The following is a 25,577-nucleotide window of genomic DNA, read 5'->3' on the forward strand; positions in this document are numbered from 1 at the left end:
TGGTACAATATATGAAGGATACGAGAAGAGAGGATGAAGATTAACGTATGTACGTTACTGTAACAGAAGCAGCATATAAAAAGATTATGGATACGATTCCAAATGAAGCGAAATATATAAAGTTATTTTACGATAATGAAGGTTGCGGTTGTGTAATGAGCGGAATCATCGATTTAGTAGCTGTAGCGGAAAAAGATGAGCGCGATGTGGATATCGAATCCAGCGCAATGAATTTTATTGCAGATCGCACAAAGCTTGTATTTATGGATGATAAGTTAACCGTTGATTGGCATGAAGGTGGAGGAACTTTTCAGCTGAAGAGCCCAAGCCAATTTTATAATCCAACTATGAAGTTACATGTTCGAGTGTAGTAAAAGGAAGGTGGTTCCAAAATGTATTTTGGAACCACCTTTTTATTGTATGAGGTGCTATTATTGTCGTTTTTTGTTGATAAGTCGATATATTTGAAAAATCGCTGATATATTTTGAGTTACGGTCGATATATTCGAAAAATCGCTGATATATTTTGAGTTACGGTCGATATATTCAGAAAATCGCCGATATAATTTTATTTACCAAAAGAAGGCTTAATAAAAAGATTTTTTCACATAATGAAATGTACATATGATTGAATTTTCTGTATAATTTTCTTTGCGGAGGGGATACGCATGAGAAAATGGGGAATTGAATTATTAATTTTAAGTGTTGTTATTATTTGGGGTATTAACTATACGATTGCAAAATATGGATTTTTAGAATTTACCGCAATTGAATTTACCGCGCTTCGAATGATGGCTGCGGCACCACTACTGTTATTACTTACATTCTTTATTGAAAAATCGCTTTATATGGAGCGAAAAGATATACCAAGATTAATCATCGTTAGCACGGTAGGTATTGTACTGTATCAAACGCTATTTATGGAAACTGTCAAATATACATCCGCTACAAATGCCTCCTTACTCATTTCTATTTCACCAATTTTTACAACTGTATTTGCGATTTTCTTGAAACAAGAAAAATTTTCTTCTCGAAAGTTCATTGGTTCTATGATTGCCTTTGCCGGTGCTGCATTAGTTTTAGTAGCTGGTCATTCACTCGCTAGTTCTTTTTACGGAAATGGAATTGGACTAATTACATCGATATGCTGGGGGCTTTATCCTGTTTTAGCAGGACCGTTAATTAAAAAGTACTCGGCACTACGTGTTACGGCATGGTCGGCATTAGTTGGCGCAATCCCGCTTTTATTGTTAAGTGGTCCACATGTATTTGCCATGCCATTTCGTATTACACACGGAATGACACTATTTGCCTTACTATATTCTATTTTCTTTGTAACGGTATTCGGCTTAGTTATGTGGTATGTTGGTGTCCAAAAAATTGGAGCATCACATACGATGGTATATATGTATATTACACCGCTTGTAGCTGTTTTATTTGCAGCTGTATGGGCAAATGAATATGTTTCATTACAACAAATAATCGGTGGAATCATCATTTTCTTCGGTCTATGGTTTGTGAAATCAGAGAAAGTAAAGGTGCATGCTACTGTAGAAAAACTTATATCAAAATAGGAAAACAGATCACCTATGATCTGCTTTCCTATTTTTTTATTTTTGGTAAGAAGATGAGAAATAAAATCGCAGTAATAAGTGGAATTAAGTTTAAAAATGGAATACGGAAGAGTGTAATAAGAATAATACCTGGAAGAAGAACACCGAGGACAGCATAGAAAATACTATGTTTTTTCGTGTACCAATATAAGGAAAGTCCAATAAGTGCAGGGACAATGAGGTGAATGAGAGCCATTAAAAAATAAATCATTAGACGCCCCCTTTATTTATGTGCTTATTACATCATATCCGTATGTTCATAGATTGATATCACTTTTTTCATAATTGGACGGAAAATGTTTTGAAAAACGTCACATTTGTGAGGGATTCTATATTAATAATCTTGTATAATATTATTTTCTAAAAACATTTTAACAACATAAACATACTGTTTATGTTTTTTTATTTGAGTGAAATGGATTTTAAGTAGTATGGACTCGAAAGAAATGAGTTATACAGCTTTTGTTGGATAAATAGAAAAAACATTGAAGGGGAGTACAGCATGATTAGTATGTCATTAAGATCGTTTAAAATTCAATCGTATTATCTACTAGGTATTCTGTTATTAGGCTGGATGTTAACACCGTTTTCAGCACATTTTCTCGGTGCTGGAATTGGACTTATTGTAAGTATGTACTGTGTTTGGCTTTTAGGGAGACGGATTGAAAAGCTTGGAGATAGTCTCGTAAAGAAGACGAAGGCGCCGACGCTTGGTATGTTTAATCGCTTTGCAGCTGCCATTTTAGGTGCTATTATTATGTACGAGATTGAGCACCATATGGTTATGTGGGCATTTGCAGTAGGGATTATGGGCGGTTATTTCTTAATTGTTGTTAATTTAGGATACTATAGTATGAAAGATGAGAAAGAATTAACAAAGAGCTAAAAGAGATAAAAAGATAAAAAGCCTCTTTTTAGATGGAATAGAGGATTCAGCGAAGGGTAGTACAACAGGAAGCGAAACTTTGCATAAAATACAGGTTTCTGCTTCCAATAAGTTAATATGAAATTACGTATTAGTATGACTCTTAGGTTCTTTAAAAAAATTGGATATAATACAACAAACTAGTCCAGTAATTAGAATAATGTATTTTATCATTTCACTTGTATGCTCAAATAAATTAACGTTAAGCATCACAAGTCCCCAAAATATTTGAATCGCTCCATAACTGAATAAAATTTTTCCTGTACGAGAAAAATTTTTCATAGGACTGCTCCTTTCCTGTATATGTAAATTTTACCATGAAAACTAAAAAACGAATGGTTATAAAGTGAATTTTCTGTAATTTTATGAGCTAAGTCACAGATGAAGGGATTAATGTTTCACTTTATATAAGATATAGAAAGAAGCTTACGTAAAAAACGTAAGCTTCTTTTTTATGTAAGTGTGTGTAACCGTTAAGCCGCATTGGGTTTTGTCGGTGAGTACGCGAAACTTTACGGTTACACGACACTTATTCATATGAGTAAAGGGTTATTCCAACAGAAAGTTTATACTTAAGCGATTGGGCCGCCTAAGTTAATAATATCTTCAGAAACGCTATCAAACTTTTTGAAGTTTGCTTTGAATTCGTTTGCAAGCTCAATTGCTTTCACTTTGTAAGCATCTTTATCAGCCCAAGTTTGTTCAGGCATTAATACTTCGTCAGGTACACCTGGTACGTGAAGTGGAACTTCAAGACCGAAGATGTCGTGTTTCGCAGTTTCAGCTTTTGCAAGTTCGCCGCTTAATGCTGCTTGAATCATTGCGCGAGTATAACCTAAGTTCATACGTTTACCAACGCCGTATTCGCCACCAGTCCAGCCAGTGTTTACTAAGAATACTTTCGCATCATGTTTCTCGATTTTTTCACCAAGCATTTCAGCATAGCGAGATGCATCAAGTGGTAAGAACGGTGAACCGAAGCAAGTTGAGAATGTAGCTTGCGGAGATGTAACGCCGCGCTCTGTTCCTGCTAGTTTACTAGTGTAACCGCTTAAGAAATGGTACATAGCTTGCTCTTTTGATAACTTACTGATTGGAGGCAATACGCCAGATGCATCAGCAGTTAAGAAAATAATTGTATTTGGATGTCCTGCAACACTTGGTAGTACGATATTGTCAATCGCATGCATAGGGTATGCAGCACGTGTATTTTCTGTTAAAGTAGTATCGTTATAGTCAGCGATGCGTGTTTGACCATCAATGACAACGTTTTCTAAAACTGAACCGAATTTGATTGCATCGAAGATTTGTGGTTCTTTCTCATGAGAAAGGTTTACACATTTCGCGTAGCAACCGCCTTCAATATTGAATACGCCATTATCAGACCAACCGTGCTCATCATCACCGATTAATTTACGGTTTGGATCAGCGGATAATGTTGTTTTACCTGTTCCAGATAAACCGAAGAATAATGCTACGTCGCCTTCTTCACCTACGTTTGCAGAGCAATGCATAGAAAGAATGTCTTGTTCAGGTAGTAAGAAGTTCATAATAGAGAAGATTGATTTTTTCATTTCTCCAGCATATTCTGTACCACCGATTAGTACGATACGTTGTTCAAATGAAACCATAATGAATGCTTCAGAATTTGTACCGTCAACTGCTGGATCTGCTTTAAAGTTTGGTGCAGAAACAATTGTGAACTCTGATTCATGAGTTGCTAATTCTTCTTCAGTTGGACGAATAAATAATTGATGTACGAACAAATTATGCCATGCGTATTCGTTAACAACTTGAATTGGTAGGCGATAGTTGCGGTCAGCGCCAGCAAATCCTTTGAAGACGAATAACTCTTCTTTTTCTTTTAAGTATTCTAAAACTTTCGTATATAATTTATTAAAATGTTCTTCAGAAATCGGTTGGTTCACAGCTCCCCAAGCAATTTTGTCAGCAACCGATGCTTCCTTCACAATAAATTTATCTTTAGGAGAACGTCCTGTGTATTTTCCTGTTGAAGCAGAAACGGCACCAGTAGAAGTTAATTTCCCTTCATTTCGCATTAATACTTTTTCCACTAATTGCGGAACACTTAGTTGAATCTGTGCATTGCTTCCGTTCAATAATTCATGTAAACCAATTTGGACATTCACAGTACTCATATTTATATACCATCCTTTTCATTTAATGAAATATTTCTCGTAATCCCCATCAAGAGTATAACACAATTATATAAATAATGTATACTATTTATTTATTTTTGTTTGTGTGAATGTATTATTTCCTTATTTATATTTCATTCCATACGTATTGAGAAAAACTTTCAGGAAAATGTGAATATTAATTGACAAATGAATATCATTTCTTTAGTATAGGTTGGGACGGATACTCTCTTATCCCGAGCTGGCGGAGGGACAGGCCCGATGAAGCCCAGCAACCTCACTTGTAGTGGTAAATACAGGTGAATAGGTGCTAAAACCTGTGCGAGGCTAATGGTCTCGAACGATAAGAGCAAAGGGCAAAAAGCAGTATGCAAGTAGCAAATTAAACCTTTCCTCTATGTTAAGTGGGAAAGGTTTTTCTGTATGCTTGTGTGGGAGAATAAATGTATGTCGCAGTTTGTGGCAAATTAAGGATGAGTTCCGTACAATATATACAATTACTGTAGGGAGGTTTACCACATGACAAAAAAACGTCATCTGTTCACATCTGAGTCTGTAACTGAAGGACATCCAGATAAAATTTGTGACCAAATTTCTGATTCAATTTTAGATGCGATCTTATCAAAGGACGCAAATGCACGTGTAGCTTGTGAAACAACTGTAACAACTGGTTTAGTATTGGTAGCGGGGGAAATTACGACTTCTACTTATGTAGATATTCCGAAAATCGTTCGTGAAACAATTCAAGGCATTGGTTACACACGCGCAAAATATGGATTCGATGCAGAAACTTGTGCAGTTTTAACATCTATCGATGAGCAATCTGCTGACATCGCTATGGGTGTTGACCAAGCGCTAGAAGCACGCGAAGGTCTAATGACTGACGCTGAGATTGAGGCAATTGGTGCGGGAGACCAAGGTTTAATGTTTGGCTTCGCATGTAATGAAACACAAGAATTAATGCCACTTCCAATCTCGCTTGCTCACAAATTAGCTCGCCGTTTAACTGAAGTACGTAAAGATGACACATTATCATACTTACGTCCGGATGGAAAAACGCAAGTTACAGTTGAGTATGATGAAAATGGTAAACCTGTACGTGTGGATACAATTGTAATTTCTACACAACATCATCCAGATGTTACATGGGAAGAAATCGATCGCGATTTAAAAGAGCATGTAATTAAAGCTGTAGTTCCAGCTGAATTAATGGATGGAGAAACGAAATTCTTCATTAACCCAACTGGTCGCTTCGTAATTGGTGGACCTCAAGGTGATGCTGGTTTAACAGGACGTAAAATCATCGTTGATACTTACGGTGGATACGCTCGCCACGGTGGCGGTGCATTCTCTGGTAAAGATGCAACAAAAGTTGACCGTTCTGCAGCATATGCAGCTCGTTATGTTGCGAAAAACATCGTAGCAGCTGGTCTTGCTGACAAAGCAGAAGTACAACTTGCATACGCAATTGGCGTAGCGCAACCAGTATCAATTTCAGTTGATACATTTGGCACTGGTAAAGTATCTGAAGACGTACTAGTAGAACTAGTTCGTAACAACTTCGATCTTCGCCCAGCTGGTATTATTAAAATGCTAGACTTACGTCGCCCGATTTACAAACAAACAGCAGCTTACGGCCACTTTGGACGTACTGATGTAGATCTTTCATGGGAACGTACAGACAAAGCTGTAGCTTTAAAAGAGCAAGCTGGTCTATAATATATGAAAAAAAGCTTTGCGCGGTGAGCGCAAAGCTTTTTTTATTTTATTTTACTTATTATTTGAATGCATGAATTACAATACACTTCTCCTTCTACCTCAATATATTTTTTCGTATTTGTCATTCCGCTTGCCGGAAAGGGCATATGAATCCACGATTTTTCATACGTTTGTATTTCTTTCGCACGTGATTTACAAACTGTTGGCTTTTTATGAAACATGTGGGATCAACCTTTCATTTGACGTGCTTTGCCCGCACAAAATGCACTGCTCAGTAAGAAGAGCGTTGCGAATATAATGCTCACTAATGTAGCGTATGGGATTGCTCCTTTTAGAGAAAAACCGACAGTGATGGAAGCTATAAATAAGAGGATGAATGTTGTTGTTAATTTTTTATAAAGTTCCATAATATGTAGACCTCCGATTTATTTTGTAGTGTAAATTTAAAAATTAAATCTATTATGTAGAAAATATAAGGTGAGTTAAAGAGTAGCTAATGATGTGGAGTCTAAGAGTATAAAAAGTACACTCTTTTATTTTCCTTTTTGTGGGTGTACATACTTATATTGTATCATGCTTCATTGTGGGCTTCATACATAATTGTGTAAAGATATGTATGATAAAATGGAGAAAAGTCTTCGAGAAAGGAAAGATGAAAATGAGTGTAACTGAACATAAAAAACAAGCACCAAAAGAAGTACGCTGTAAAATTGTTACGATTTCCGATACACGTATGGAAGAGACGGATAAGAGCGGACAACTATTACATGAATTGTTAAAAGAAGCAGGTCATACAGTGACCTCTTATGAAATTGTAAAAGATGATAAAGAAAGTATTCAGCAAGCTGTGTTAGCTGGTTATCATAGGGAAGATGTTGATGTCGTACTAACCAATGGCGGAACTGGTATTACGAAACGTGATGTAACGATTGAAGCGGTGTCAGTGTTATTAGATAAAGAAATTGTCGGATTTGGTGAGTTATTTCGTATGATTAGTTATTTAGAAGATATCGGAAGTAGTGCGATGTTAAGTAGAGCAATCGGCGGTACGATTGGGCGCAAAGTAGTCTTCTCAATGCCGGGATCTAGCGAAGCAGTTCGTCTTGCGATGAATAAGTTGATTTTACCGGAGTTAGGTCATATTACATTTGAGCTGCATCGCCAATGAGTAAGTTTGCTGGAATTGTATTAGCAGGTGGTATGTCGAGTAGATTCGGTGAACCGAAAGCGCTAGCGGGCTGGGGTGGGAGTACTTTTGTTGAGCATATTTTGAAAGTGATGACAAGTACGATTCAAGAAGTTGTAGTCATTAGTCATTTTGATATAAAAGAGCGAGTGGAGCAATTAGTACAAGTTCCCGTTATAGAAGATATTCCGCATTATAAAGGAAACGGCCCACTTGCTGGAATTGTATCAGGAATGGAATATATAGAAGCAGATTGGTACGCTATTATGCCTTGCGATGCACCAAACGTTTCACAAGAGTGGTTTACTATTTTATTAGAACAAACGAGTGATGAGTATGATGCGGTTGTACCTATTATTAATGGAAGAAAACAACCGTTACTTGCGGCGTATCATAACTGTGTGAAAGAGAGGATTTACACTTTACTTCAAGAAGAGAAAAGAAGCATGGGGCAGCTTTTATCACAATGTAATGTGAAATATGTTGCTGGAGAAGATGTACAAGCGAATGCGGATTGGTTTATGAATGTGAACACGAAAGAAGAATATGTACAGGCTCAAAAAGACCTTTCAAATGAATGAAAGGTTTTTTGATATACAGAAATAGGGGAACAATTACTGTATAAAGGTATGTGAGTAAGTTGATTTTAAGGGGAATTTCTTAAAATCATCATACAGTAAAAATACTATATAACCATATTTTAATTTTTATGGGTTTTTATTACAAGTCTGTTTAGTTATGTATTTTTTTGATATAATGAATATAGAAATAAAGCGATATTTCACCTTATGTATCATTTAGTAAACGAAATTTTATAATTGTGTAATAAACTCTCTTCACGTTTTAAATAGCCAGTAAAGGTCACGTTTGGTTGCGGAACAGCTCCACGCAAACAATTATGAAATTGATTCATATACATCTTTAGTTCTATACGATAGACGTAGAATATATTTACAAATATAACATTTGATGGGTAGCGGAATGAAGAGGCCTGTTTTATACTAATATTGTGTCACCCCTTCCAAGGGACAGTGCACAGCCGGTGATTGGCTAATGGGAACATTCTCATTTTGCCAGTGCCGGTTTTTTAGTAGATAATGATGATAATAAAGTGAAACTATAATCAGTTGGGGTTTTGTTCATTCCCTACTGATTATTAGCCTTCACCAATCGGGCGTTTACGGGCAGCAGGGCTACCACCTGACTTTTGAGGTGGGAGCCCTGCTGCCCGCAAATAGCGGGATAAATTTTTTGAGGGAGGGATCGTTTTGAAAAAGATAGATTTTACTTCTATGAGAGAGCAAGTAGCTAGTTTTTATATTTATTCTATCTCTTTTCTTGGTTTAATTGCTTTTATCGTTTCTTTATTTTTAAGTAAAATGCCTTCTCATCTTATACTGCTTTTGTTGTTAATTATGTTTATGGGAATTACTGAGTATTTTCCTATCCGCATTTGGAGAGGCGGGATCACACTCAGCCTTACACTTATTTATACAATGAATTGGCAGTTTGGAATACATATAACTGTTGTTTCGTGTGTGTGTGTGATGTTATGTATCCAATTGTTTCGCCGTTTATCTATGCAAAGGACAGTATTTAATTGTGCGCAACTTGCTCTTAGTATCGTATTAGCAGAATGGCTTTCCAGTGAATGTTTCTCTCTTTTTATTTCTGGAATGAATCTTTCAGTTTTATATGAAAAATTCATAATTTTGTTTTTATTCAGCGCATTCCTTTGCCTTTTTAACGGTTTATTTTACGATCTTTTAATCATACTTCTTCCTCAGCCCTATCCGCTAGAAGAGTGGCGTAAAAAGAATATGTTAGTACTCTTGAGTTTGAGTTTTTGTTTATTTTATTCTTCACTTATACATATTTTAGATTACCGATATCGCGGAGTGATGGATGAAATTATGGTTCTGTTCTTCTTTTTCCCGCTTGTGGCAATCTGTATCATTAGCTCTTTCGTTAGACAAATACGGGTGGAAAAAGAACGATTATATAAGCTTTTTTCCATTACGACGGAATTAAGTCGTGGACTATCTGCCGGAAACTTACAGCAGATGAAACAATCACTGAAAGGATTTCTAGGAATACAGGCATATGTTTTATGGGCGAAAGATGAAGAGAACTGGACACTTTTATTAAAGGATGGAAAAGTACGTCGTGATATTTCTAATTATTCTGGCCTGTATAAGGAGTTTGAAGAGATATCCGAAACTGTTGTTGTTACTGATTGGAAAACAGGTATGGCTCCGGGAGATGAAGTGTTTGAAAATACTATGCGCTCTCTTGTATATTTACCTCTTAAGGTAAATCATGAATTAGTTGGAATGTTTGTGGCAGGGAAAAGCAGGAGTGCGAGTTTTATTACTGAAGATGTACAGACTTTAGCTACGTTTGCCAATCAATTAGGCAGCTTGCTTAAAACGCGGACACTCGTCTCTGAACAGGAAAAAAGAACAATTTTAGAAGAACGAAATCGAATTGCTCGTGAAATCCACGATGGAATCGCACAAGCATTGGCCGGAGTGATATTTCAGATGGAGTCGGCTCAGAAAAAATATGCAGATCGACCAAAAGACATGCAGCAAGTGGTAGATACAAGCATAAAAAAATTACGGAAGAGTTTAAGTGAAGTTCGTTATTCTATTTATGCTTTAAAGCCATATCCAACACAAAGATTAGGACTAAAACAAGCAATTATAAATAAGGTTCAATCCTTAAAACAAGAATATGGTCTAGCCATTACATATCATGAAAGAGGCCGTTCTCGAAAACTTAGTTTTACGAAAGAACGAGTTATTTTCGATACTTTGCAGGAGAGCTTGCAGAACATTATAAAGCATGCAAAGGCAGATAAAGTTGACATTTTATTAAGCTATCAACGGGAACATGTACTTTTAAAGGTAAAGGATAACGGAATTGGTTTTTCTCTTTTTGAATCCATGATTAAAGCAAAGCATGAGCCGCACTATGGTATATTACATATGAATGAACAGGCTGAACAGCTAGGGGCTGCCCTTCAGATTGATAGTTCAGCAGGAAAAGGTACAGAAATCACATTGTTAATTCCAGATTCAGAAATGGGGGAGGAGTATCATGATTCGAATATTAGTAGTGGATGATCATACTGTTTTGCGTGATGGAATTCGAAGTATATTGGAACTCGAATCTGATATGCGAGTAGTTGGAGAAGCTGTTTCCGGGGATGAAGTAGTAAAAAAAGTGGAAGAGTGTAGGCCTGATTGTATCTTAATGGATATTAATTTACCAGGAAAAAATGGTATTGAGGCTACATCACTTGTGAAAGATCAGTATCCGAACTGCCGTGTTCTTGTATTGACTATGTATGAACATGATGAATACTTGATGGCTGCTCTTCGGGCAGGTGCAGACGGTTATTTACTGAAGGATTCATCATCCGAGCAGGTAGTGGCGGCAATCCGAATGGTATTACAAGGAGATTCTGTGATTCATCCGCGTATGACTAAAAAATTGATTACATATCATCAGCAAACGAAATCAGAATCAAATGAAAATGAACTAACAGAGCGTGAAAAAGAAATACTGTTTGAATTGGTTAAAGGTCTTAGCAATAAGGAAATTGCTGAAGCTCTATATATCAGTGACAAGACAGTTAAAATCCATGTTAATAAGATTTTCAGAAAACTAAATGTGAAAAGCCGTTCACAAGCAGTCATATATGCCGTGCGAAATCAGCTTGTTCCATTTTCTTAAATGAAAATCATTTAAAAGAACTACCCCGCACTTTATTATTTTACTCAAAATAATAAAGTGCGGGGTAGTTCTTTTGTACTATACGGTATAGAACTAATAACTAAAAAAATATTACTTTTTGATAATTTTCAGAAAAGTTTTAATTTTATAAGATAAGAAAGTAGAGTCGTAGTCTAATAGAGTCGTAAATTTAAAGTTATGCAATGACTACAGATACAAATAAATATAAATGGGGGAACTTGTATGAAGAGAGGGAAATTTGGGAGGATTCTTACAGGAACGTTAGTTGCTGGTATGCTATTGTCACAAGGTATTCCGTATAACGTATTAGCAGAAAGTCCGGCTGAACTGAAGCCAGTTGATAATGCGGAACAGGTGTTGATGAATCTGTCTGCAGAACAAAGAAAAGCGTTGGAACAGTTAGATGTAAAGCCTGGCTTTACGATTTCACCTGATATTGATACGAATAGTCCTAAATTAGTTAACGTTATCGTGGAATTTAATCAAGCTCCAGCAAAAATTGAAGTGATGAAACAAGCGGCGAAAGGAAAGAAAATAGCTGCTACTACTGCGCAAGCAAAAGTGGATGAAGAACATAAAGTGTTCAAACAACATGTCGTATCTTTAAAGTCGAAGAAGGATGTTGGCACTTACGATACGAAAAAAGTGGAAATCACACGCGAATATAAAAATGCAATCAACGGTGTAGCGATGACTTTACCTGGTGTGGCTGTGCAGGAGTTGATCCAATCTGGAGTAGTAAACCGTGTCTTTAAAGACTATGAGGTAAAAGTGGAACCTCCGGTAGAAACGAAAGAAACAATTGATCCGAAAATGGCGGACAGTATTCCGCAAATTGGTGTGGACAAGCTTCATGCAGAAAACATTACAGGTAAAGGGATTAAAGTCGGCGTTCTTGATACAGGTGTTGACTATAATCATCCAGATTTAAAAGATGCTTATAAAGGCGGATATGATTTTGTAGATAACGATGCAGATCCAATGGAAACGACGTACGCTGATTGGATAAAAGCTGGTAAGCCAGAATATCCAGGCTTAGTGTACTATACAAACCATGGTACACATGTAGCAGGAACGATTGCAGCTCAAAAGAAAAACAATGCAGATTACGCTGTAAAAGGTGTGGCACCTGATGTAGATTTATATGCTTACAGAGTACTAGGACCATGGGGCGGAGGAAATACAGCGGGAATCCTTGCCGGAATGGATAAAGCAATTGCAGATGGTATGGATGTCATCAACATGTCGCTAGGCGCACAGACGAATGATCCGCTATATGCTACTTCTGTCGCAGTAAATAACGCCATGCTTTCAGGAGTAGCGACAGTTGTTGCCGCAGGAAACAATGGACCAAACGAAAAGACGCTCGGTTCCCCTGGAACGGCAGCTCTTGGTATTTCAGTAGGGGCAAGTGATGCTGCCATGTCTATTCCTACATTCAGCGCAAGTGTATCTAACGAAAAATTTGAAAATATGCAGCTATTAGGAAAAGATTTTCCTAATAAGTTAGAAGATCTACAAGGACAATCGTTACCGATTGTATTTGCGGGACTTGGTAAACCAGCTGATTTTACGGGGAAAGATCTTAACGGAAAAATTGCGTTAATTCAGCGCGGAGAAATTACGTTTGATGAAAAAATTAAAAATGCAAAAAATGCTGGAGCAAAAGCGGTTATCGTATATAACAATGCTGACGGCCAAATATCTGCCTACTTAGGTGAGGGGGTAGGTCTTATTCCATCTTTCCGCCTGTCAAAAGCGGATGGCGAACGGTTAAAGGCGCTAGGAGAAGTATCTTTCAAATTCGAAACGCTGGGCAATACAAAAACGGAAGGTGATCACTTAGCTGATTTCAGCTCACGCGGACCGGTAAACGGAAATTATGACATTAAGCCGGATGTAGTCGCTCCTGGTGTGTCGGTTTTCTCTACTGCACCAGAATATATCAATGATCCGCAGGACGGTATAAATTACGGCAATGCATATGTACGCTTGTCTGGTACTTCTATGGCGTCTCCTCATGTAGCAGGTACAGCAGCATTGATCCTGCAGCAGCATCCAGAATACACACCTTTCGATGTAAAAGCGGCTCTTATGAATACATCCGATGATTTGAATGGCCAGAATTCCGTATACGAAGTGGGTGCGGGGCGCATTGATGCGTATCAAGCTGTTCATACGGACACATCCATTAAAGTATTAGACAAAACACAAAATGTCGAGAATGGAAAAGTTGTCGAAATTGACGAACAAACAGGTTCCATCGTGTTTGGTAGACATGTTAAGCAAGGGGATAAACCGATTGAGGCGAGCAAAAAAGTGGCTGTCCAGAACAACAGTAAAGAAGAAAAATCCTTTAAAGTAGAAGTGGAGTATCACGGTGAGCGTACAGGTATTCAAGATGCAGTAAAGAACGGTATACAAGTTGACGTGCCTGCATCTCTTACAGTGGCAAGTGGAAAGTCACAGGAACTGCAGCCAAAAATTACGATTCCTGCTAGCGCAGCGAAAGGCAGATATGAAGGATATATTCATGTAACGAATGCGAACAATCCGGCCGAAACATATCAAATTCCATTCGCTGTCATGGTGACGGAAAAGGGATTTGAATATGCGAAAACAAGCAGTCCATCCGTGACGAATACGACGCCTTTCTGGCAATATCTGTACCCGTTTGTTCATGTCAGCATGAAGTTGAATAGCCCGATGAAAACAATTGATGTAGTTGTTAAGGATAGTAAAACAGGAAAAGCTGTAGGTTTTGTAGGAACAGCGGACGCTAGCAGATTACTGATAGACGTAGACACATTTCTTATGAATGCATTTAGCGGTACTGTCTATCCATTTACAAACGATCCTTCTAAGCCAATTGGTGATCTTCCTGTAAAGCTTCCAGCAGGCGATTATATACTGGAATTGATTGCGCACGATGAGGAAGGGAAATCATATGTTATAGACAATCCGCTTATCGTGGACAATACAGCACCGGAAGTAAATATGGATAAAAAACCGGGTATAATCGAGGTTAATGACTCCATGTTTACAGTAGAGGATGGACAAAAAGCAGTATGGCTGCATGGAACAGCCAAGGATGCGACAGTGGATCTATTGAAATCAAAAGGTTTAAACTATGATCAATCGTCCAATCAAATGGCTTACTATGCAAACTCTGGAATGATAGGTGGGTACTTCCCAATCCAAGCAAATGGAGACGTAAAATTCGGAATTGAGGAAAGTGATATTGCAACGAAACCTCTAAATTTGACTTTGGCTACGTATGATATTGCAACGGCAATTGGTAAACAAAACTATGTCTTCGTAAAAGAAGGTACGGAATATACGACTTCTAGTTTTGATAAGAAAGACGTAAAAGTCGGCGATACAGTTACGAAGACACTTAGTCTCAATAATGTGAAGCAGCTTGTATCCGGGGAATTCCAGATCGACTTCAGAAAAGATTTGCTCAAGTTTGAGAATGTGAAACTGAACAATGCGGCAAACGAGTACGCGAAGGAAAGAGGTTTGGAAGTATCAATGCAAGAACCTGTGGTGACAGAAGGAACTTCCAATAATACGGTGAAAGTCGGCGCATCTATGAAAGGGAATGCATTTAGTGGTATGGACGGAAATCTGCCTTTCCTTGATGTCACGTTCAAAGTAGTAAATGAACATTACGATATTGTTGTGGGTGCTTACCAGGTTAATGTAAAACAGGCGTCTTATATGAAAGCGGGACAAACAGTAGCTACTGCCATTCCTTATTTCGGTACGGAAAGCTTTAACTTGATTCCAACGCATTCGAGAGCGTATGGTTCTATCGCGCCGGAAGGATTTTTGGATGGGAAGGAGGGCTATCAGTATTTGAGAAAAGCAGATTATACAAAAATCGGTGCCCAAGTATATGCGATGTCTCCAAGCGGCAAAAAATATAAAGGAACGATTGATAAACAAGGAACCTACGAGATCAAAGGCATCCCAGCTTCTACTGAAGCATACACAGTTGTTATTGATGTTCCAGGACATCTCAAAGCGATGAAAAAATTCATTCCGGGGTATTTTGTAGGAGATGAGCTGCGCGGGCAAAATGTTAGAATAGGTGCTAAAAATCTTGCAGGGGACGTAAATGGTGACAGATTGATTGACATTCGCGATATGCAAAGCGTAGTTGAGGTATACGGCAAGGAGGATGCATCTATCGTGCCGCAAGACATCAATCAAGATGGTGTTGTGAACGAGACAGATGTCCGCTTCATTGAGAAAAACTTCTTGCAAAAAGAAGTCGGTGTTCCAGAAGTAGTTAAGCCAAAAGAAACAATTGGTAAAAAAGGACTGGTAGATTTCCTACGTCACATTGGTTTAGAGCCGAAGAAATAAAGTGAAACTTTAATCAGTGGGGGGGGTTCATCCCTCACTGATTATTAGTTGAACCAATCGGGCGTTTACGGGAATCCTGACTCCCACCTAACTTCTTTGCCCTAGCCGAATTTTGAGGTGGGAGTTTTACTGCCCGGCAAATAGCGGGATAAAAAGAAGGTGTCTTAGGAGCGGCTGTTGATAAAAGAGGGAGAAATTTCGTCTTCTGCAAATATCGATAGTCGCTCTTAAATAAAACACTAAGTTCTTTATTAAGAACTTAGTGGCCACCTAAAAGGCATCAAATAAGGAAACAATTCGTTTTTACCTCATATAGACTTATCAGCTTTGGGATGGTTTAAATATTATAAAAATAGGGGGATTATTAAAATGAATCTTAAGAAAAAACTTGGTATGGGTGTTGCATCTGCAGTTCTTGGTTTATCTTTAATTGGAGGCGGAACGTTTGCATACTTCAGTGATAAAGAAATATCAGAAAACACATTTGCGGCTGGTACGTTAGATTTGAGCATTGATCCACAAGTTATCATCGATGTTGACAAAATTAAACCAGGTGATCAAATAGAACGCGATTTCCACTTAATCAACAGCGGTACTTTGAAAATTAAGGACGTTCATCTTCTTACTGATTACACTGTAACAGATGCAAAAGGCGATAATGGAAATGCTGATTTCGGTGATTATGTCAAAGTGGAGTTTTTATGGAACATAGACAAAAACACAGTTCCTGTATGGGAAACTACTTTATCTGAGTTGAAACAAGCAACTGCTGATGGCAACTTTCCTGATCTTGTCCAAAAAGGTGTCGTAAATTGGGAAGGAAATGGACTTGCTCCAGGCAAAGATGACACTTTCTATGTGAAATTCATATTTGAAGATAATGGGGAAGATCAAAACGTATTCCAAGGAGATACATTGAAATTGAATTGGACATTCGATGCGGCTCAGACAAAAGGTAAAGAAAAATAAGTTCAAATGTTATCCATTATATCTATGTAACAATTTAGACGTGAAATAAAAGCGAAAGATAAAGAGAGGTCATACTACGAAGGATGACCTCTTTTCCTATATTTTGTACAATATAGAAGTTTCACTTGCAAATTGATAATACTTAAGTTGAATTTAAGCTAGCATTTCCGCATTTCGACTTTGAATAACATCATTATAGTGCATGAGTAAATTATTGAAAATTTCATCCCAGTTTTGTGTAGTAGCGTAGGAGTGAGCATCTAGGCTCATTTGTATCCGCATTTCTTCATTATTTAACAAACCATAAATAGATGATAAAAATGAGTCTTCATTTTTAGGTTCGCATAGAACTCCCGTTTTTTCATCTGTAATAATATTTTTAACTCCACCACTATTTGCACCAATAACAGGTGTACCACATACGAGTGATTCCAGTACGACGTTCCCAAATGTTTCAGTAGCAGATGGAAATACCATTAGATCAGAGGAAGCGTAGGCTTCAGCTAAATCTTCACCTTGTAAATATCCAGTAAAAGTTACATTTGTTTTTGGCACATTTTCACGCAAAGTTTTTGCAAGAGGGCCGTCTCCAGCGAGGAGCCAATGAATATCGCTCCGAGCATGTGTAGTTTTAACAATAAGATCTTGCAATGTATCTATATCTTTTTCAGGAGCAATTCTTCCAACATAGGAAAGAATGTACTTCGCTGTAATATTATATTTTTTTCGGAATAGGTCTGTATTGTAAGAAGGATGAAAGAGTGCGCAATCTACACCCCGTCCCCATATAGAGAGGGCCTGAAATCCTTTGTTTTTTAATTGATGTAATGTTTCAGAGGATGGAACGAAATTTTTTTGCATATGACTATGAAACCATTTTAAATAGTTCCAAAGCATATTGGAGAGAAATTCGATTTTGTAATAGCGTAAATAGGAATCGAAATCAGTATGATAAGAACCGACAACCGGGATGTTTAACTTTTTTGCATAATACAATCCACAAAGTCCCATGTTGAAAGGTGTGGCAATGTGAATGATATCAGGTTTAAAGGCAAGAAGTTCCCGTTTAATACGCGGAGTAGGAAAAGAAAAGCGACATTCTGGATATAATATTGTTAACGGGATACTTCTCATTTTGTTCACATTCGCTACGAAATTATCTTCAGTCGTATGCTGAGGGGCGAAAACAGAATAGGCGATATTTTCTTTCTGAAAATAACGTGTTAACCGTTCTAACGTTTTCGCAACCCCGTTCACTTGTGGTGTAAAAGTATCGGTAAATATGGCGACTCTCATCATATCACTCCTTTATGTGAAAAGTGGGATGAATTGATAAAAAGAGATGATGCCAGAGCAAGTGCCGAGGCACATACCGACGAATACATCTGACGGATAGTGAAGCCCTAAATAAATACGAGAAATACCGACGCATAATGCTAATGGTAATAGAAAAACAAGTAAGCTTGGATTATAGCAAATAAATGGAATGAAGACAGAGAAAACAGCCGTTGTATGACCAGACGGGAAAGAGTGGTCTTTTAATGGGTGAACTGGATATTTGGCATCCTGAATTGTTAAATAAGGACGCTTTCGTGGATACCACCTTTTTAATATTTGCACAGGAATATGGCTAATTGTTAAAGAAATAGCAGTTGCAATTGCAGCTTGGTGCAAAGTCCCTTTTGCAAAAATTAAAAAGAAAAGTGTGAGGGCAATGGAGAATGTAGCACCACCGATATGGGTAATATTGCTGAAAAAGATGTTTAATGTTTTTTGATCAAAGTAGCGATTAATTCCTTTAAAAATGAAACATTCTATTTTATATAATCCACTGACCTTCATGAAAATTCTCCTCCCTCGTTTACATATATATGGAGATATTAGCTTCTATTTTAATAAGATTTTATTGAGGTAATAATAAGGTTTTGTAAAGAAAAAGTTAGTTTTTTATCTCGCATTAACGGACAGTGAGACTCCCACCTCAAAGTTCGGCTGGAGCAAAAAAGTTAGGTGGGAGTCGGGCTGCCCGTAAACGCCTGATTGGTGAAGGCTAATAATCAGTGGGGATGAACAAAACCCCCACTGATTAAAGTTTCACTTTATAAAAAAAGCTGCCAATCTTATGGCAGCGGTAAAATTATTTTTGTAATGATTTATAGTACTGACCTTTTTCAACATATTGTGTGCGAATTCGTTCCATGTCTTTGCGGTCTTCCTCTGTTAATTCACGAACGACTTTCGCAGGACGACCGAAAGCTAACGTATTCGGTGGAATTTTCTTTCCTTGTAAAACGAGGCTTCCAGCACCGATAAAGGCTCCTTCACCAATTTCAGCACCATCTAATATAATAGAACCCATTCCAATTAAAGCATCTTTTTTAATATGACAGCTATGTAAAATAACTTGATGCCCAACTGTAACGTCGTCTTCTAAAATAAGAGGATACTGCGGGCTTTGGTGGAGTGTACATTGATCTTGTACATTTACTCTGTCACCAATTATTGTCGGTGATACATCACCACGGATGACTGTATTAAACCAAATACTTGATTCCTCGCCAATTGTCACATCACCTGTAATGGTAACATAGTCAGCGATAAAGGCACTACTCGCAATTTTCGGATTTTTTTCTTTATAAGGATATATCATGTAAAGCCTTCCTTTCCTAGAGACTAGTTTTAGTGTATCAAATTATGAAAAAGAGTGAAATGGAGGAGTTTCGTATGTGGAACTATGAAGCGGAAGAAGCGAAAGCTGTCATTATTATCGTGCATGGTGCTATGGAATATCACGGGCGTTATGAAGCGGTTGCAGAAATGTGGAATCATATCGGTTATCACGTCGTTATGGGCGATCTTCCAGCACACGGAACAACTTCAAGAAATAGAGGACATATCGATTCATTTGATGAATACATAGAGGAAATAAAGTTATGGGTGAAAGAAGCAAGAAAGTATAGATTGCCCATTTTTTTATTTGGTCATAGTATGGGAGGACTTGTCGTTATTCGTATGATGCAAGAAACGAAAAGAGAGGACATAGATGGGATTGTACTAAGTTCGCCTTGTTTAGGAGTATTAGCTGCACCTTCCGCTCCGCTTCGTGCTGCTTCGAAAATATTAAATGTCGTTGCCCCGAAGTTACAATTTGTAACAAATCTCACTGTAGAAATGTCAACACGCAATCATGAAGTGAGAGATGCGATGGAAAATGATTCATTGTTCTTGCGCAAAGTATCAGTACGTTGGTATAGTGAGTTGATTAAGTCTATCGAGATTGCTCATGAGAAAATAGATAAGTTTCCAGATGTTCCGCTCTTGCTAATGCAGGCATGTGAGGATAAACTTGTAGATAAAATACGTGTCCGTACATGGTTTGATAATGTTAAAATAAGTGATAAGGCTTATAAAGAATGGCCGAATTGTTATCACGAGTTATTAAATGAGTATGAGCGTGATGAAATTTTGAATTATATTCAGTCATTTACTGAAATGCATGTCAATAATATAGTAAAAACAAACAAATAAATCATTATTTGTACATTTAATAGAGGAGATGAAGGAAGAAGTGAACGTACCGAGTAATCCCATAACGCTCATGGCGAAAGTATACCGTGATGTGTTTCCGGTTGTACACCATGAGCTAGCGATGTGGAAAGAGCGTGCCTACCATATTCCGAATGATGAGCTTCATAGTCAGGCAATCGCAAGTATTGAGAATAAAACGTTTCATTGCGAAGGCGGTGGCATTTTAGCGCTATTAGCGAATGAACACCGAGAGGAATGTATTCGTTTTATCGTAGCGTATCAAACGATTAGCGATTACTTAGATAATTTATGTGACCGTAGTACATCACTTGATCCAAAAGACTTTGCGGCTCTTCATGAGTCGATGATAATAGCATTAAGCCCTGAGGTGGAAGGGGGCGGTAATTATTATCGTTACCGTGACGATCAAGATGATGGTGGTTATTTAGATGAACTTGTTGAAACATGCCAAGATGTTTTAAAGAAAACGAAGCACTATGATAAAATTGCTCCTGTTCTTCATGAACTTGCTTGTTATTATTGTGATTTGCAAATTCATAAACACGTAAAGTTAGAAGAAAGAGAACCACGCTTACAAACATGGTTTGAAGCGCATAAAGAAAACTTACCTGAAATGAGCTGGTTTGAATTTTCAGCATGTGCTGGTTCTACGCTTGGGATTTTCTGTCTTGTAGCATATGCATTTCATGATGAATTACATGATGAAGATATTGCGAAAATTAGACAAGGATATTTCCCTTACGTACAAGGACTTCACATTTTACTTGATTATTTCATCGATCAAGAAGAAGACCGTATAGGCGGAGATTTGAATTTCTGTAGTTATTATGAAAACGAGCAAGCTATATTAGATCGTATGAAACATTTTGTAGAAGAAGCAGAGAAGAGCATTGGTGATTTGCCACATGCGAAGTTTCATCGTCTCATAAGCCGAGGGTTACTTGGTATTTATTTATCAGATCAAAAAGTATCAGCGCAAAAGAATATGCACAAAATGGCACGGCGCATTGTAAAATACGGAGGGCTCACTTCACGATTCTTCTATTGGAACGGGAAGATGTACCGAAAGAAAATGGCGCAGTGATGAAGAAAACCACTCATATAGAGTGGTTTTCTTTTTATTATGATCGTATTTTTGAAAATACATATATAAGAAGTTCAATCACAAAAATAACTAAAACAGATAGTCCGAATAAAGGCATGACAGCGCCTAATATAACCATCATGATAAAGAAAATGAATGTGCTTTTCTTATCTCTTTGCTTTGGAGGTGCTGCTAATTTTCCTTTTGGCTTTCTTGCTAACCACATTTTTACTCCGTAATAAATGAGAAGTAATAAAGATAAGGTTGTTAGTAAGCACAATATTTTATTTGGCCATCCGAATAAATGTCCTTCGTGAAGCGGGATACCGTAAGTGAACCATTGTGCAAGTAATCCATAATCACGATAGTCCGTTTTTGAAATGAGTTCCCCGCTATATTGATCAAAGTAAGCTGTTATTTCTTCATTTGGTGCAACATGCATACCTGTAATACCAGAACCGCTCGATTTCGAAATAGTAAATACACCTTTCGGATCAGCTGGTAGTGAAATAACATATGGCTTCTTTATTTCAATTCCTTTTTGTAATTCATCGACAGAAATTGCTTTCGGCTCATTTGAATTCGATTCAGGCGGAGCTTCTTTTCTTGTTGCCCACGGCAATTCTTTTACCTTTGATTCAGGCGGTGCCATGTACAATTTTGGATATCCGAGTGATTCATTAGAAGATGCAATTTTATAAATTTGGTTCCCCATAAATCCTGACCACGGCAATCCAGATGCGACTAGCAAAAAGAGAGGAATTGTAAATATAATACCGATAATAGAATGACGTCTTTTTGCTTTTTCTCGCTTATTGGATGATGGTGTGTTTTTGAATTGGCGTATACTCATGTACAATCCGGTTACGATTAAAAAGATTGTCCAGCATGCCGCAAGTTCTACAGTATAGTTGACGACAGTGCCACCAACTAAAAGAGAACTATGTAATTCCCTCATTATATTGGCAAACGTTTCACTTGCGTTTTGATCCCCAACAATTTGATTATTACTATCTAAATACACATATTTTTGTTGCCCAGTATATTCATTTGCAATCGTAAGTCTCGTATTATAATCCCCATTAAACTCACTAATTTTCGCCACGCTATAATGTGGATATTTTTTCTCTGTTAAGAAAAGCGAATCAGACATCGAAATAGATTCTGTTTGGGTGCTCTTCCCGAAATATAAATCTTTATAGATGAAATCCTCAACTTCTTCCCGAAATAAATACCCAATTCCGCTCAGTGACAAAGTAATAAGAAGCGGCGTAATAAAAAGTCCAGCATAAAAATGCCAACGCCAAAAAATATAATGAAGCGAACGATTTTGTTTCATACTTTCAGTTCCCCTAACCTTCCCTATATGAATAAACTACTTATTTAATATAGCGAGATTAAGTGTGGATACTTTGAAAGAATTGTGAAGAAAGTTAAAAGTTTTGGGGATTTTTATCGGCGAGACATACAATACGTAATACAAAGCTTAGTTGAGTGAATCAGCTCTTCATTTCCTTTTTGTATCCTGATTTGAAGTGCCTTTTGAAAATAAGTAAGGGCGGTGTGGAAGTCGCCTTCATCCAATTTACTTTTTCCGTAATGTTGGTAGAAGAAGTCCTCATAATTAGGTAAGTCGGGTAGTGTTTGTAGAAGTTCGATAAAGAGTACATTTGCAGCAGGAAATTTTCTTTCCCAATGATATGTATGTGCGAGACGAAGTTTGTTAATAAAAATCCCTTGGATGTTGTCTGTTTGTGTGTAATATTCAATCGCCTCCTGTAAGTAATACTTACTGTCAGAAAGGTTGCCAGCGATTCGTTCATAAACACCGATTAATCCGCAGCTTTTTCCATATAACGGTCCTTTATGTAAATGCTCGTTCAAAAATACAATCCCTTGCTTCATTTCAGCAAGGGATATAGGTTTTTCTTTAAGATTTTCATCAAATGTGTATCCCATTTCAAAAGGTATATTCATTTGGACCTCCTTATATTTTCTACATACATTCTAACAACCGCTTCAGCAAGACATTGAGCGGAATCGACAAAATTCTCACTCGCGACTACATTCAAATCAGTACATGCAATAATAGCGGTATCAACTTCAACTCGCAATTGTAAAACGAGTGTATTCCACAATTCACGAGCTTCTTCAATTTCTCCAGATTTAATACAAGTAATAATTTGATTAATCATTTCTTGCCATTTTTCATGGTGAATGTACTCTATATTACGCTTTGCAATGCCGTCTTGGTAAATCACAGCTTGAACAGTTGCTTCTGTTGCGAGAAGAGCGACTCTTTTTGTATTTTCAGGAATTGCTTTTAACGTTTCATCGACTATATTTAAAATTGGGATAGAAAGAGAACGCTGTAATTCTTCAAAATAAAGATGCGCCGTATTACACGGCATAGCGATAAATTCTACGCCAGTACTTTCAAGTTTTTGTGCCCCTTCAATAATTGCTTTTTTCATCGCCGCATGTTCAATAGGGCGATCCATGTAAAAGGGCGTTGGACAAGAATAAATCATCATATGAGGAAAGTCCATATCATGCTTTGCTCCGTATATTGTTTGGCACCTTGCTACAACTGTATCGACGAATGGTCCAGTTGATTTTGGCCCCATTCCTGCTAGTATTCCGATCATTGTTTCGTCTCCTTTAATATGTAATTAAAAACGTTTTTTGCGAACGATAAAAAGAAATAAGGTAAATAATAAAAATGAATATACGATAGCCCAAGCTGTAAGCCATAGAGTGTGAGTCAGTAAATTATATTTGTATTGTCCAAGCATTAGAAAGCTTTCGACAGGTGGTAAAAACCATAGTAACTCTTTTTTAAACCGGATAGATACAATCGTTATAAGCAATATAAATGTAAGGCTAAGCCAAGCAGTGCCTGCTTTTTGAATCATATTTCTAGTAAATAATGTTGCGATTGAAATTCCTAGTATAGAGAAAGACATGTGAGCGAGAAATCCGACTAGAAATAAAGAAACTGTCATTTTTTCATTAAACATTTGCAAAATAATGGGATAGATTACGGATATAAAAGATAACACAGTACAAATGAGAAGAGCCGTAATATATTTACCAACATATAATGTGGAAATATTATTTGTGTGTGAAATAGTGATTTGCTCTTGTACAGGGTCTTCGGTATGAAAAATTGTGACTGCAATCCAGGCAGATAATAAATAAAGTGCGAGTGCTGTTTCTAAATATGTCGGTACAATAGGAGTCGGTTTATATGTATATACAAAAAGCAAGCTCACAAAGTACATCGCAATAGGAGGGATGTACTTATACGATTTTGTATAGTCGAGAAAATGGTAACGAATAAGCGCAAACATAATAAACCTTCTTTCGATTTAAAAGTTAGGTTGTAGCAGTGTGATAGATGCTTTTTTATGTAATAAAAACTGAAGCATTTCGTTTGTATATTCCTTTTCGATTTGTAATTGAATAAGGTTTTGATTTGAATTGTATGTAACGTGTATAAAACCTAATTGTTTCCGTAGTTCTATCGCTGAAAATGTGTCGTGAACGATTGCTTCAATATAGACTTGTTCTGCCCCTTTTTGTACAAAGGTATCTGCTATGATTGTATGATTTGCTAACGTCACGATTTTATCGGCGAGGTTTTCTAGTAGTTGTTTTTCATGACATGTGAAGAGTACAGATATGCCTTGCTGTTTTAATGAGAGTAAAATATGTTCTAATTCTTGCTGAGAGTTAGGATCGAGCCCAGAAAGCGGTTCGTCTAAAATTAATAAATGTACGTCCGTAAGTAATGCTTGCATAATGCCTGTTTTTTGTTTCATACCTTTTGAAAAGTTTCGTACAACGGAATATCTTGCATGATGTAAATGAAAAGATTCTAGAAGCATCGGAATTTTATCTTTTAAATATTTTGTTGATAAACCATGAATGTGGCCGAGATGATATAAATAATCCTCTAATGTAAAACGAATTCCTTCAGGAAAATGTTCAGGTACATAGCCGATTTGTATATGTTCTTTTCTTTGAAGTGTCCCTGCTGTAGGTGAAATAAAACCTGCAATTATTTTGAGTAGAGTACTTTTTCCAGTCCCGTTCCCGCCAACAATGGCGAGCGCTTCTCCTTCTGGAATGGATAAATCAATGTTGTCTAGTATAAGTGATTTGCCATACTTCTTTTGAATTCCCCGTAGTTCTACTAGCAAAGTTCTATCCTTCTTTCTTTAAATAGTGTATA

General features: G+C 37.2%; 25 protein-coding genes and 1 riboswitch. Of the genes, 12 read left to right on the forward strand and 13 right to left on the reverse strand.

Annotated features, from left to right (window positions below; all coding sequences use genetic code 11):
- Nucleotides 1-47: 47 nt before the first annotated feature.
- Both JDS80_RS11565 and JDS80_RS11570 read left to right on the forward strand, forming a co-directional pair.
- Nucleotides 48-371 carry an iron-sulfur cluster biosynthesis family protein gene (locus tag JDS80_RS11565; RefSeq protein WP_071744424.1) on the forward strand — a complete coding sequence of 108 codons (324 nt, stop codon included), beginning with the start codon at nucleotides 48-50 and terminating at the stop codon, nucleotides 369-371.
- Nucleotides 372-668: 297 nt separating this feature from the next.
- Nucleotides 669-1,574, forward strand: coding sequence for a DMT family transporter (locus tag JDS80_RS11570; RefSeq protein WP_071771112.1), 906 nt, complete (start codon nucleotides 669-671; stop codon nucleotides 1,572-1,574).
- Between the two features lie 28 nt (nucleotides 1,575-1,602).
- Here JDS80_RS11570 and JDS80_RS11575 read toward each other — a convergent pair whose 3' ends face one another.
- Nucleotides 1,603-1,824, reverse strand: a complete 222-nt coding sequence (locus JDS80_RS11575; protein WP_002123250.1) for a hypothetical protein — start codon at nucleotides 1,822-1,824, stop codon at nucleotides 1,603-1,605.
- A 291-nt stretch (nucleotides 1,825-2,115) separates the two neighbouring features.
- Between JDS80_RS11575 and JDS80_RS11580 the strand changes: the two genes are divergently transcribed.
- Nucleotides 2,116-2,499 (forward strand): ATP synthase subunit I, encoded by a 384-nt coding sequence (locus tag JDS80_RS11580; RefSeq protein WP_000624940.1) that lies wholly within the window; start codon nucleotides 2,116-2,118, stop codon nucleotides 2,497-2,499.
- A gap of 123 nt (nucleotides 2,500-2,622) precedes the next feature.
- Here the strand turns inward: JDS80_RS11580 and JDS80_RS11585 are convergent, their stop codons facing one another.
- Together JDS80_RS11585 and pckA are read right to left on the reverse strand one after the other, a co-directional pair.
- Nucleotides 2,623-2,820, reverse strand: a complete 198-nt coding sequence (locus tag JDS80_RS11585) for a hypothetical protein (protein WP_071771111.1) — start codon at nucleotides 2,818-2,820, stop codon at nucleotides 2,623-2,625.
- A 290-nt stretch (nucleotides 2,821-3,110) separates the two neighbouring features.
- The gene (pckA, locus tag JDS80_RS11590; protein WP_071744427.1) at nucleotides 3,111-4,697 is read right to left on the reverse strand and encodes a phosphoenolpyruvate carboxykinase (ATP); all 1,587 of its coding nucleotides are present in this window, start codon (nucleotides 4,695-4,697) and stop codon (nucleotides 3,111-3,113) included.
- A gap of 228 nt (nucleotides 4,698-4,925) precedes the next feature.
- Nucleotides 4,926-5,047: riboswitch (SAM riboswitch) on the forward strand.
- Nucleotides 5,048-5,216: 169 nt separating this feature from the next.
- Between pckA and metK the strand changes: the two genes are divergently transcribed.
- Nucleotides 5,217-6,416 carry a methionine adenosyltransferase gene (gene metK, locus JDS80_RS11595; RefSeq protein WP_000163112.1) on the forward strand — a complete coding sequence of 400 codons (1,200 nt, stop codon included), beginning with the start codon at nucleotides 5,217-5,219 and terminating at the stop codon, nucleotides 6,414-6,416.
- 41 nt (nucleotides 6,417-6,457) lie between these two features.
- On the opposite strand, the gene JDS80_RS11600 is transcribed toward metK, so the two are convergent.
- Both JDS80_RS11600 and JDS80_RS11605 read right to left on the reverse strand, forming a co-directional pair.
- The gene (locus JDS80_RS11600; protein ID WP_199638499.1) at nucleotides 6,458-6,637 is read right to left on the reverse strand and encodes a hypothetical protein; all 180 of its coding nucleotides are present in this window, start codon (nucleotides 6,635-6,637) and stop codon (nucleotides 6,458-6,460) included.
- Between the two features lie 6 nt (nucleotides 6,638-6,643).
- A complete protein-coding gene (locus JDS80_RS11605; RefSeq protein WP_000424797.1) occupies nucleotides 6,644-6,823 on the reverse strand; it encodes a hypothetical protein in 180 nt (59 codons plus the stop codon).
- 251 nt (nucleotides 6,824-7,074) lie between these two features.
- Between JDS80_RS11605 and JDS80_RS11610 the strand changes: the two genes are divergently transcribed.
- The 6 genes from JDS80_RS11610 (at nucleotide 7,075) to JDS80_RS11635 (ending at nucleotide 16,707) form a co-directional block, all read left to right on the forward strand.
- Nucleotides 7,075-7,584, forward strand: a complete 510-nt coding sequence (locus tag JDS80_RS11610) for a MogA/MoaB family molybdenum cofactor biosynthesis protein (RefSeq protein WP_199638501.1) — start codon at nucleotides 7,075-7,077, stop codon at nucleotides 7,582-7,584.
- Nucleotides 7,581-8,183, forward strand: coding sequence for a molybdenum cofactor guanylyltransferase (locus JDS80_RS11615; RefSeq protein ID WP_199638503.1), 603 nt, complete (start codon nucleotides 7,581-7,583; stop codon nucleotides 8,181-8,183). The genes JDS80_RS11610 and JDS80_RS11615 overlap by 4 nt, the downstream gene beginning before the upstream one ends.
- 687 nt (nucleotides 8,184-8,870) lie before the next feature.
- Nucleotides 8,871-10,730 carry a GAF domain-containing sensor histidine kinase gene (locus tag JDS80_RS11620; protein ID WP_199638505.1) on the forward strand — a complete coding sequence of 620 codons (1,860 nt, stop codon included), beginning with the start codon at nucleotides 8,871-8,873 and terminating at the stop codon, nucleotides 10,728-10,730.
- Entirely contained in the window at nucleotides 10,705-11,343 is a 639-nt protein-coding gene (locus JDS80_RS11625; RefSeq protein ID WP_071771107.1) for a response regulator, read from the forward strand. The genes JDS80_RS11620 and JDS80_RS11625 overlap by 26 nt, the downstream gene beginning before the upstream one ends.
- 243 nt (nucleotides 11,344-11,586) lie before the next feature.
- Nucleotides 11,587-15,738, forward strand: a complete 4,152-nt coding sequence (locus tag JDS80_RS11630) for a S8 family serine peptidase (protein WP_199638507.1) — start codon at nucleotides 11,587-11,589, stop codon at nucleotides 15,736-15,738.
- A 369-nt stretch (nucleotides 15,739-16,107) separates the two neighbouring features.
- Complete coding sequence (locus JDS80_RS11635) at nucleotides 16,108-16,707, forward strand: TasA family protein (protein ID WP_071771105.1); 600 nt, start codon at nucleotides 16,108-16,110, stop codon at nucleotides 16,705-16,707.
- 153 nt (nucleotides 16,708-16,860) lie between these two features.
- Here JDS80_RS11635 and JDS80_RS11640 read toward each other — a convergent pair whose 3' ends face one another.
- The 3 genes from JDS80_RS11640 to JDS80_RS11650 form a co-directional block, all read right to left on the reverse strand.
- Nucleotides 16,861-18,003 (reverse strand): glycosyltransferase family 4 protein, encoded by a 1,143-nt coding sequence (locus JDS80_RS11640; protein WP_199638509.1) that lies wholly within the window; start codon nucleotides 18,001-18,003, stop codon nucleotides 16,861-16,863.
- Between the two features lie 12 nt (nucleotides 18,004-18,015).
- Entirely contained in the window at nucleotides 18,016-18,549 is a 534-nt protein-coding gene (locus tag JDS80_RS11645) for a phosphatase PAP2 family protein (RefSeq protein ID WP_199638511.1), read from the reverse strand.
- 295 nt (nucleotides 18,550-18,844) lie between these two features.
- Nucleotides 18,845-19,357, reverse strand: coding sequence for a gamma carbonic anhydrase (locus JDS80_RS11650; protein WP_199638513.1), 513 nt, complete (start codon nucleotides 19,355-19,357; stop codon nucleotides 18,845-18,847).
- Nucleotides 19,358-19,431: 74 nt separating this feature from the next.
- On the opposite strand from JDS80_RS11650, the gene JDS80_RS11655 reads away from it, so the two are divergent.
- A complete protein-coding gene (locus JDS80_RS11655; protein ID WP_071771101.1) occupies nucleotides 19,432-20,235 on the forward strand; it encodes an alpha/beta hydrolase in 804 nt (267 codons plus the stop codon).
- Nucleotides 20,236-20,275: 40 nt separating this feature from the next.
- The gene (locus tag JDS80_RS11660; RefSeq protein ID WP_199638515.1) at nucleotides 20,276-21,340 is read left to right on the forward strand and encodes a DUF2600 family protein; all 1,065 of its coding nucleotides are present in this window, start codon (nucleotides 20,276-20,278) and stop codon (nucleotides 21,338-21,340) included.
- Nucleotides 21,341-21,377: 37 nt separating this feature from the next.
- On the opposite strand, the gene JDS80_RS11665 is transcribed toward JDS80_RS11660, so the two are convergent.
- From JDS80_RS11665 to JDS80_RS11685, 5 genes are all read right to left on the reverse strand, one after another.
- A complete protein-coding gene (locus JDS80_RS11665) occupies nucleotides 21,378-22,679 on the reverse strand; it encodes a PepSY-associated TM helix domain-containing protein (protein ID WP_071771100.1) in 1,302 nt (433 codons plus the stop codon).
- A gap of 113 nt (nucleotides 22,680-22,792) precedes the next feature.
- Nucleotides 22,793-23,317, reverse strand: coding sequence for a tetratricopeptide repeat protein (locus JDS80_RS11670; RefSeq protein WP_199638517.1), 525 nt, complete (start codon nucleotides 23,315-23,317; stop codon nucleotides 22,793-22,795).
- Nucleotides 23,314-23,988 carry an aspartate/glutamate racemase family protein gene (locus tag JDS80_RS11675; RefSeq protein ID WP_071744443.1) on the reverse strand — a complete coding sequence of 225 codons (675 nt, stop codon included), beginning with the start codon at nucleotides 23,986-23,988 and terminating at the stop codon, nucleotides 23,314-23,316. Before JDS80_RS11675 ends, JDS80_RS11670 begins: the two co-directional genes overlap by 4 nt.
- A 24-nt stretch (nucleotides 23,989-24,012) precedes the next feature.
- Nucleotides 24,013-24,693: an ABC transporter permease gene (locus JDS80_RS11680; RefSeq protein ID WP_071771098.1), complete on the reverse strand. Its 681-nt coding sequence runs from the start codon at nucleotides 24,691-24,693 to the stop codon at nucleotides 24,013-24,015.
- Between the two features lie 18 nt (nucleotides 24,694-24,711).
- On the reverse strand, nucleotides 24,712-25,545 hold the full coding sequence (locus tag JDS80_RS11685; protein ID WP_199638519.1) for an ABC transporter ATP-binding protein: 834 nt from the start codon (nucleotides 25,543-25,545) through the stop codon (nucleotides 24,712-24,714).
- Nucleotides 25,546-25,577: the final 32 nt, after the last annotated feature.

This window comes from Bacillus cereus group sp. N8 (assembly GCF_016483685.1).
Classification (GTDB): Bacteria; Bacillota; Bacilli; order Bacillales; family Bacillaceae_G; genus Bacillus_A; species Bacillus_A proteolyticus.

Bases quoted from the DNA above. Each gene is read 5' to 3' on its own strand.
- JDS80_RS11640 (WP_199638509.1), bottom strand. From the start codon at position 18,003: ATGAGAGTCGCCATATTTACCGATACTTTTACACCACAAGTGAACGGG.
- JDS80_RS11565 (WP_071744424.1), top strand. From the start codon at position 48: ATGTACGTTACTGTAACAGAAGCAGCATATAAAAAGATTATGGATACG.
- pckA (WP_071744427.1), bottom strand. From the start codon at position 4,697: ATGAGTACTGTGAATGTCCAAATTGGTTTACATGAATTATTGAACGGA.
- JDS80_RS11605 (WP_000424797.1), bottom strand. From the start codon at position 6,823: ATGGAACTTTATAAAAAATTAACAACAACATTCATCCTCTTATTTATA.
- JDS80_RS11680 (WP_071771098.1), bottom strand. From the start codon at position 24,693: ATGTTTGCGCTTATTCGTTACCATTTTCTCGACTATACAAAATCGTAT.
- JDS80_RS11650 (WP_199638513.1), bottom strand. From the start codon at position 19,357: ATGATATATCCTTATAAAGAAAAAAATCCGAAAATTGCGAGTAGTGCC.
- JDS80_RS11635 (WP_071771105.1), top strand. From the start codon at position 16,108: ATGAATCTTAAGAAAAAACTTGGTATGGGTGTTGCATCTGCAGTTCTT.
- JDS80_RS11645 (WP_199638511.1), bottom strand. From the start codon at position 18,549: ATGAAGGTCAGTGGATTATATAAAATAGAATGTTTCATTTTTAAAGGA.
- JDS80_RS11575 (WP_002123250.1), bottom strand. From the start codon at position 1,824: ATGATTTATTTTTTAATGGCTCTCATTCACCTCATTGTCCCTGCACTT.
- JDS80_RS11625 (WP_071771107.1), top strand. From the start codon at position 10,705: ATGATTCGAATATTAGTAGTGGATGATCATACTGTTTTGCGTGATGGA.
- JDS80_RS11610 (WP_199638501.1), top strand. From the start codon at position 7,075: ATGAGTGTAACTGAACATAAAAAACAAGCACCAAAAGAAGTACGCTGT.
- JDS80_RS11585 (WP_071771111.1), bottom strand. From the start codon at position 2,820: ATGAAAAATTTTTCTCGTACAGGAAAAATTTTATTCAGTTATGGAGCG.
- JDS80_RS11675 (WP_071744443.1), bottom strand. From the start codon at position 23,988: ATGATCGGAATACTAGCAGGAATGGGGCCAAAATCAACTGGACCATTC.
- JDS80_RS11580 (WP_000624940.1), top strand. From the start codon at position 2,116: ATGATTAGTATGTCATTAAGATCGTTTAAAATTCAATCGTATTATCTA.
- JDS80_RS11655 (WP_071771101.1), top strand. From the start codon at position 19,432: ATGTGGAACTATGAAGCGGAAGAAGCGAAAGCTGTCATTATTATCGTG.
- JDS80_RS11670 (WP_199638517.1), bottom strand. From the start codon at position 23,317: ATGAATATACCTTTTGAAATGGGATACACATTTGATGAAAATCTTAAA.
- JDS80_RS11630 (WP_199638507.1), top strand. From the start codon at position 11,587: ATGAAGAGAGGGAAATTTGGGAGGATTCTTACAGGAACGTTAGTTGCT.
- metK (WP_000163112.1), top strand. From the start codon at position 5,217: ATGACAAAAAAACGTCATCTGTTCACATCTGAGTCTGTAACTGAAGGA.
- JDS80_RS11570 (WP_071771112.1), top strand. From the start codon at position 669: ATGAGAAAATGGGGAATTGAATTATTAATTTTAAGTGTTGTTATTATT.
- JDS80_RS11600 (WP_199638499.1), bottom strand. From the start codon at position 6,637: ATGTTTCATAAAAAGCCAACAGTTTGTAAATCACGTGCGAAAGAAATA.
- JDS80_RS11615 (WP_199638503.1), top strand. From the start codon at position 7,581: ATGAGTAAGTTTGCTGGAATTGTATTAGCAGGTGGTATGTCGAGTAGA.
- JDS80_RS11665 (WP_071771100.1), bottom strand. From the start codon at position 22,679: ATGAAACAAAATCGTTCGCTTCATTATATTTTTTGGCGTTGGCATTTT.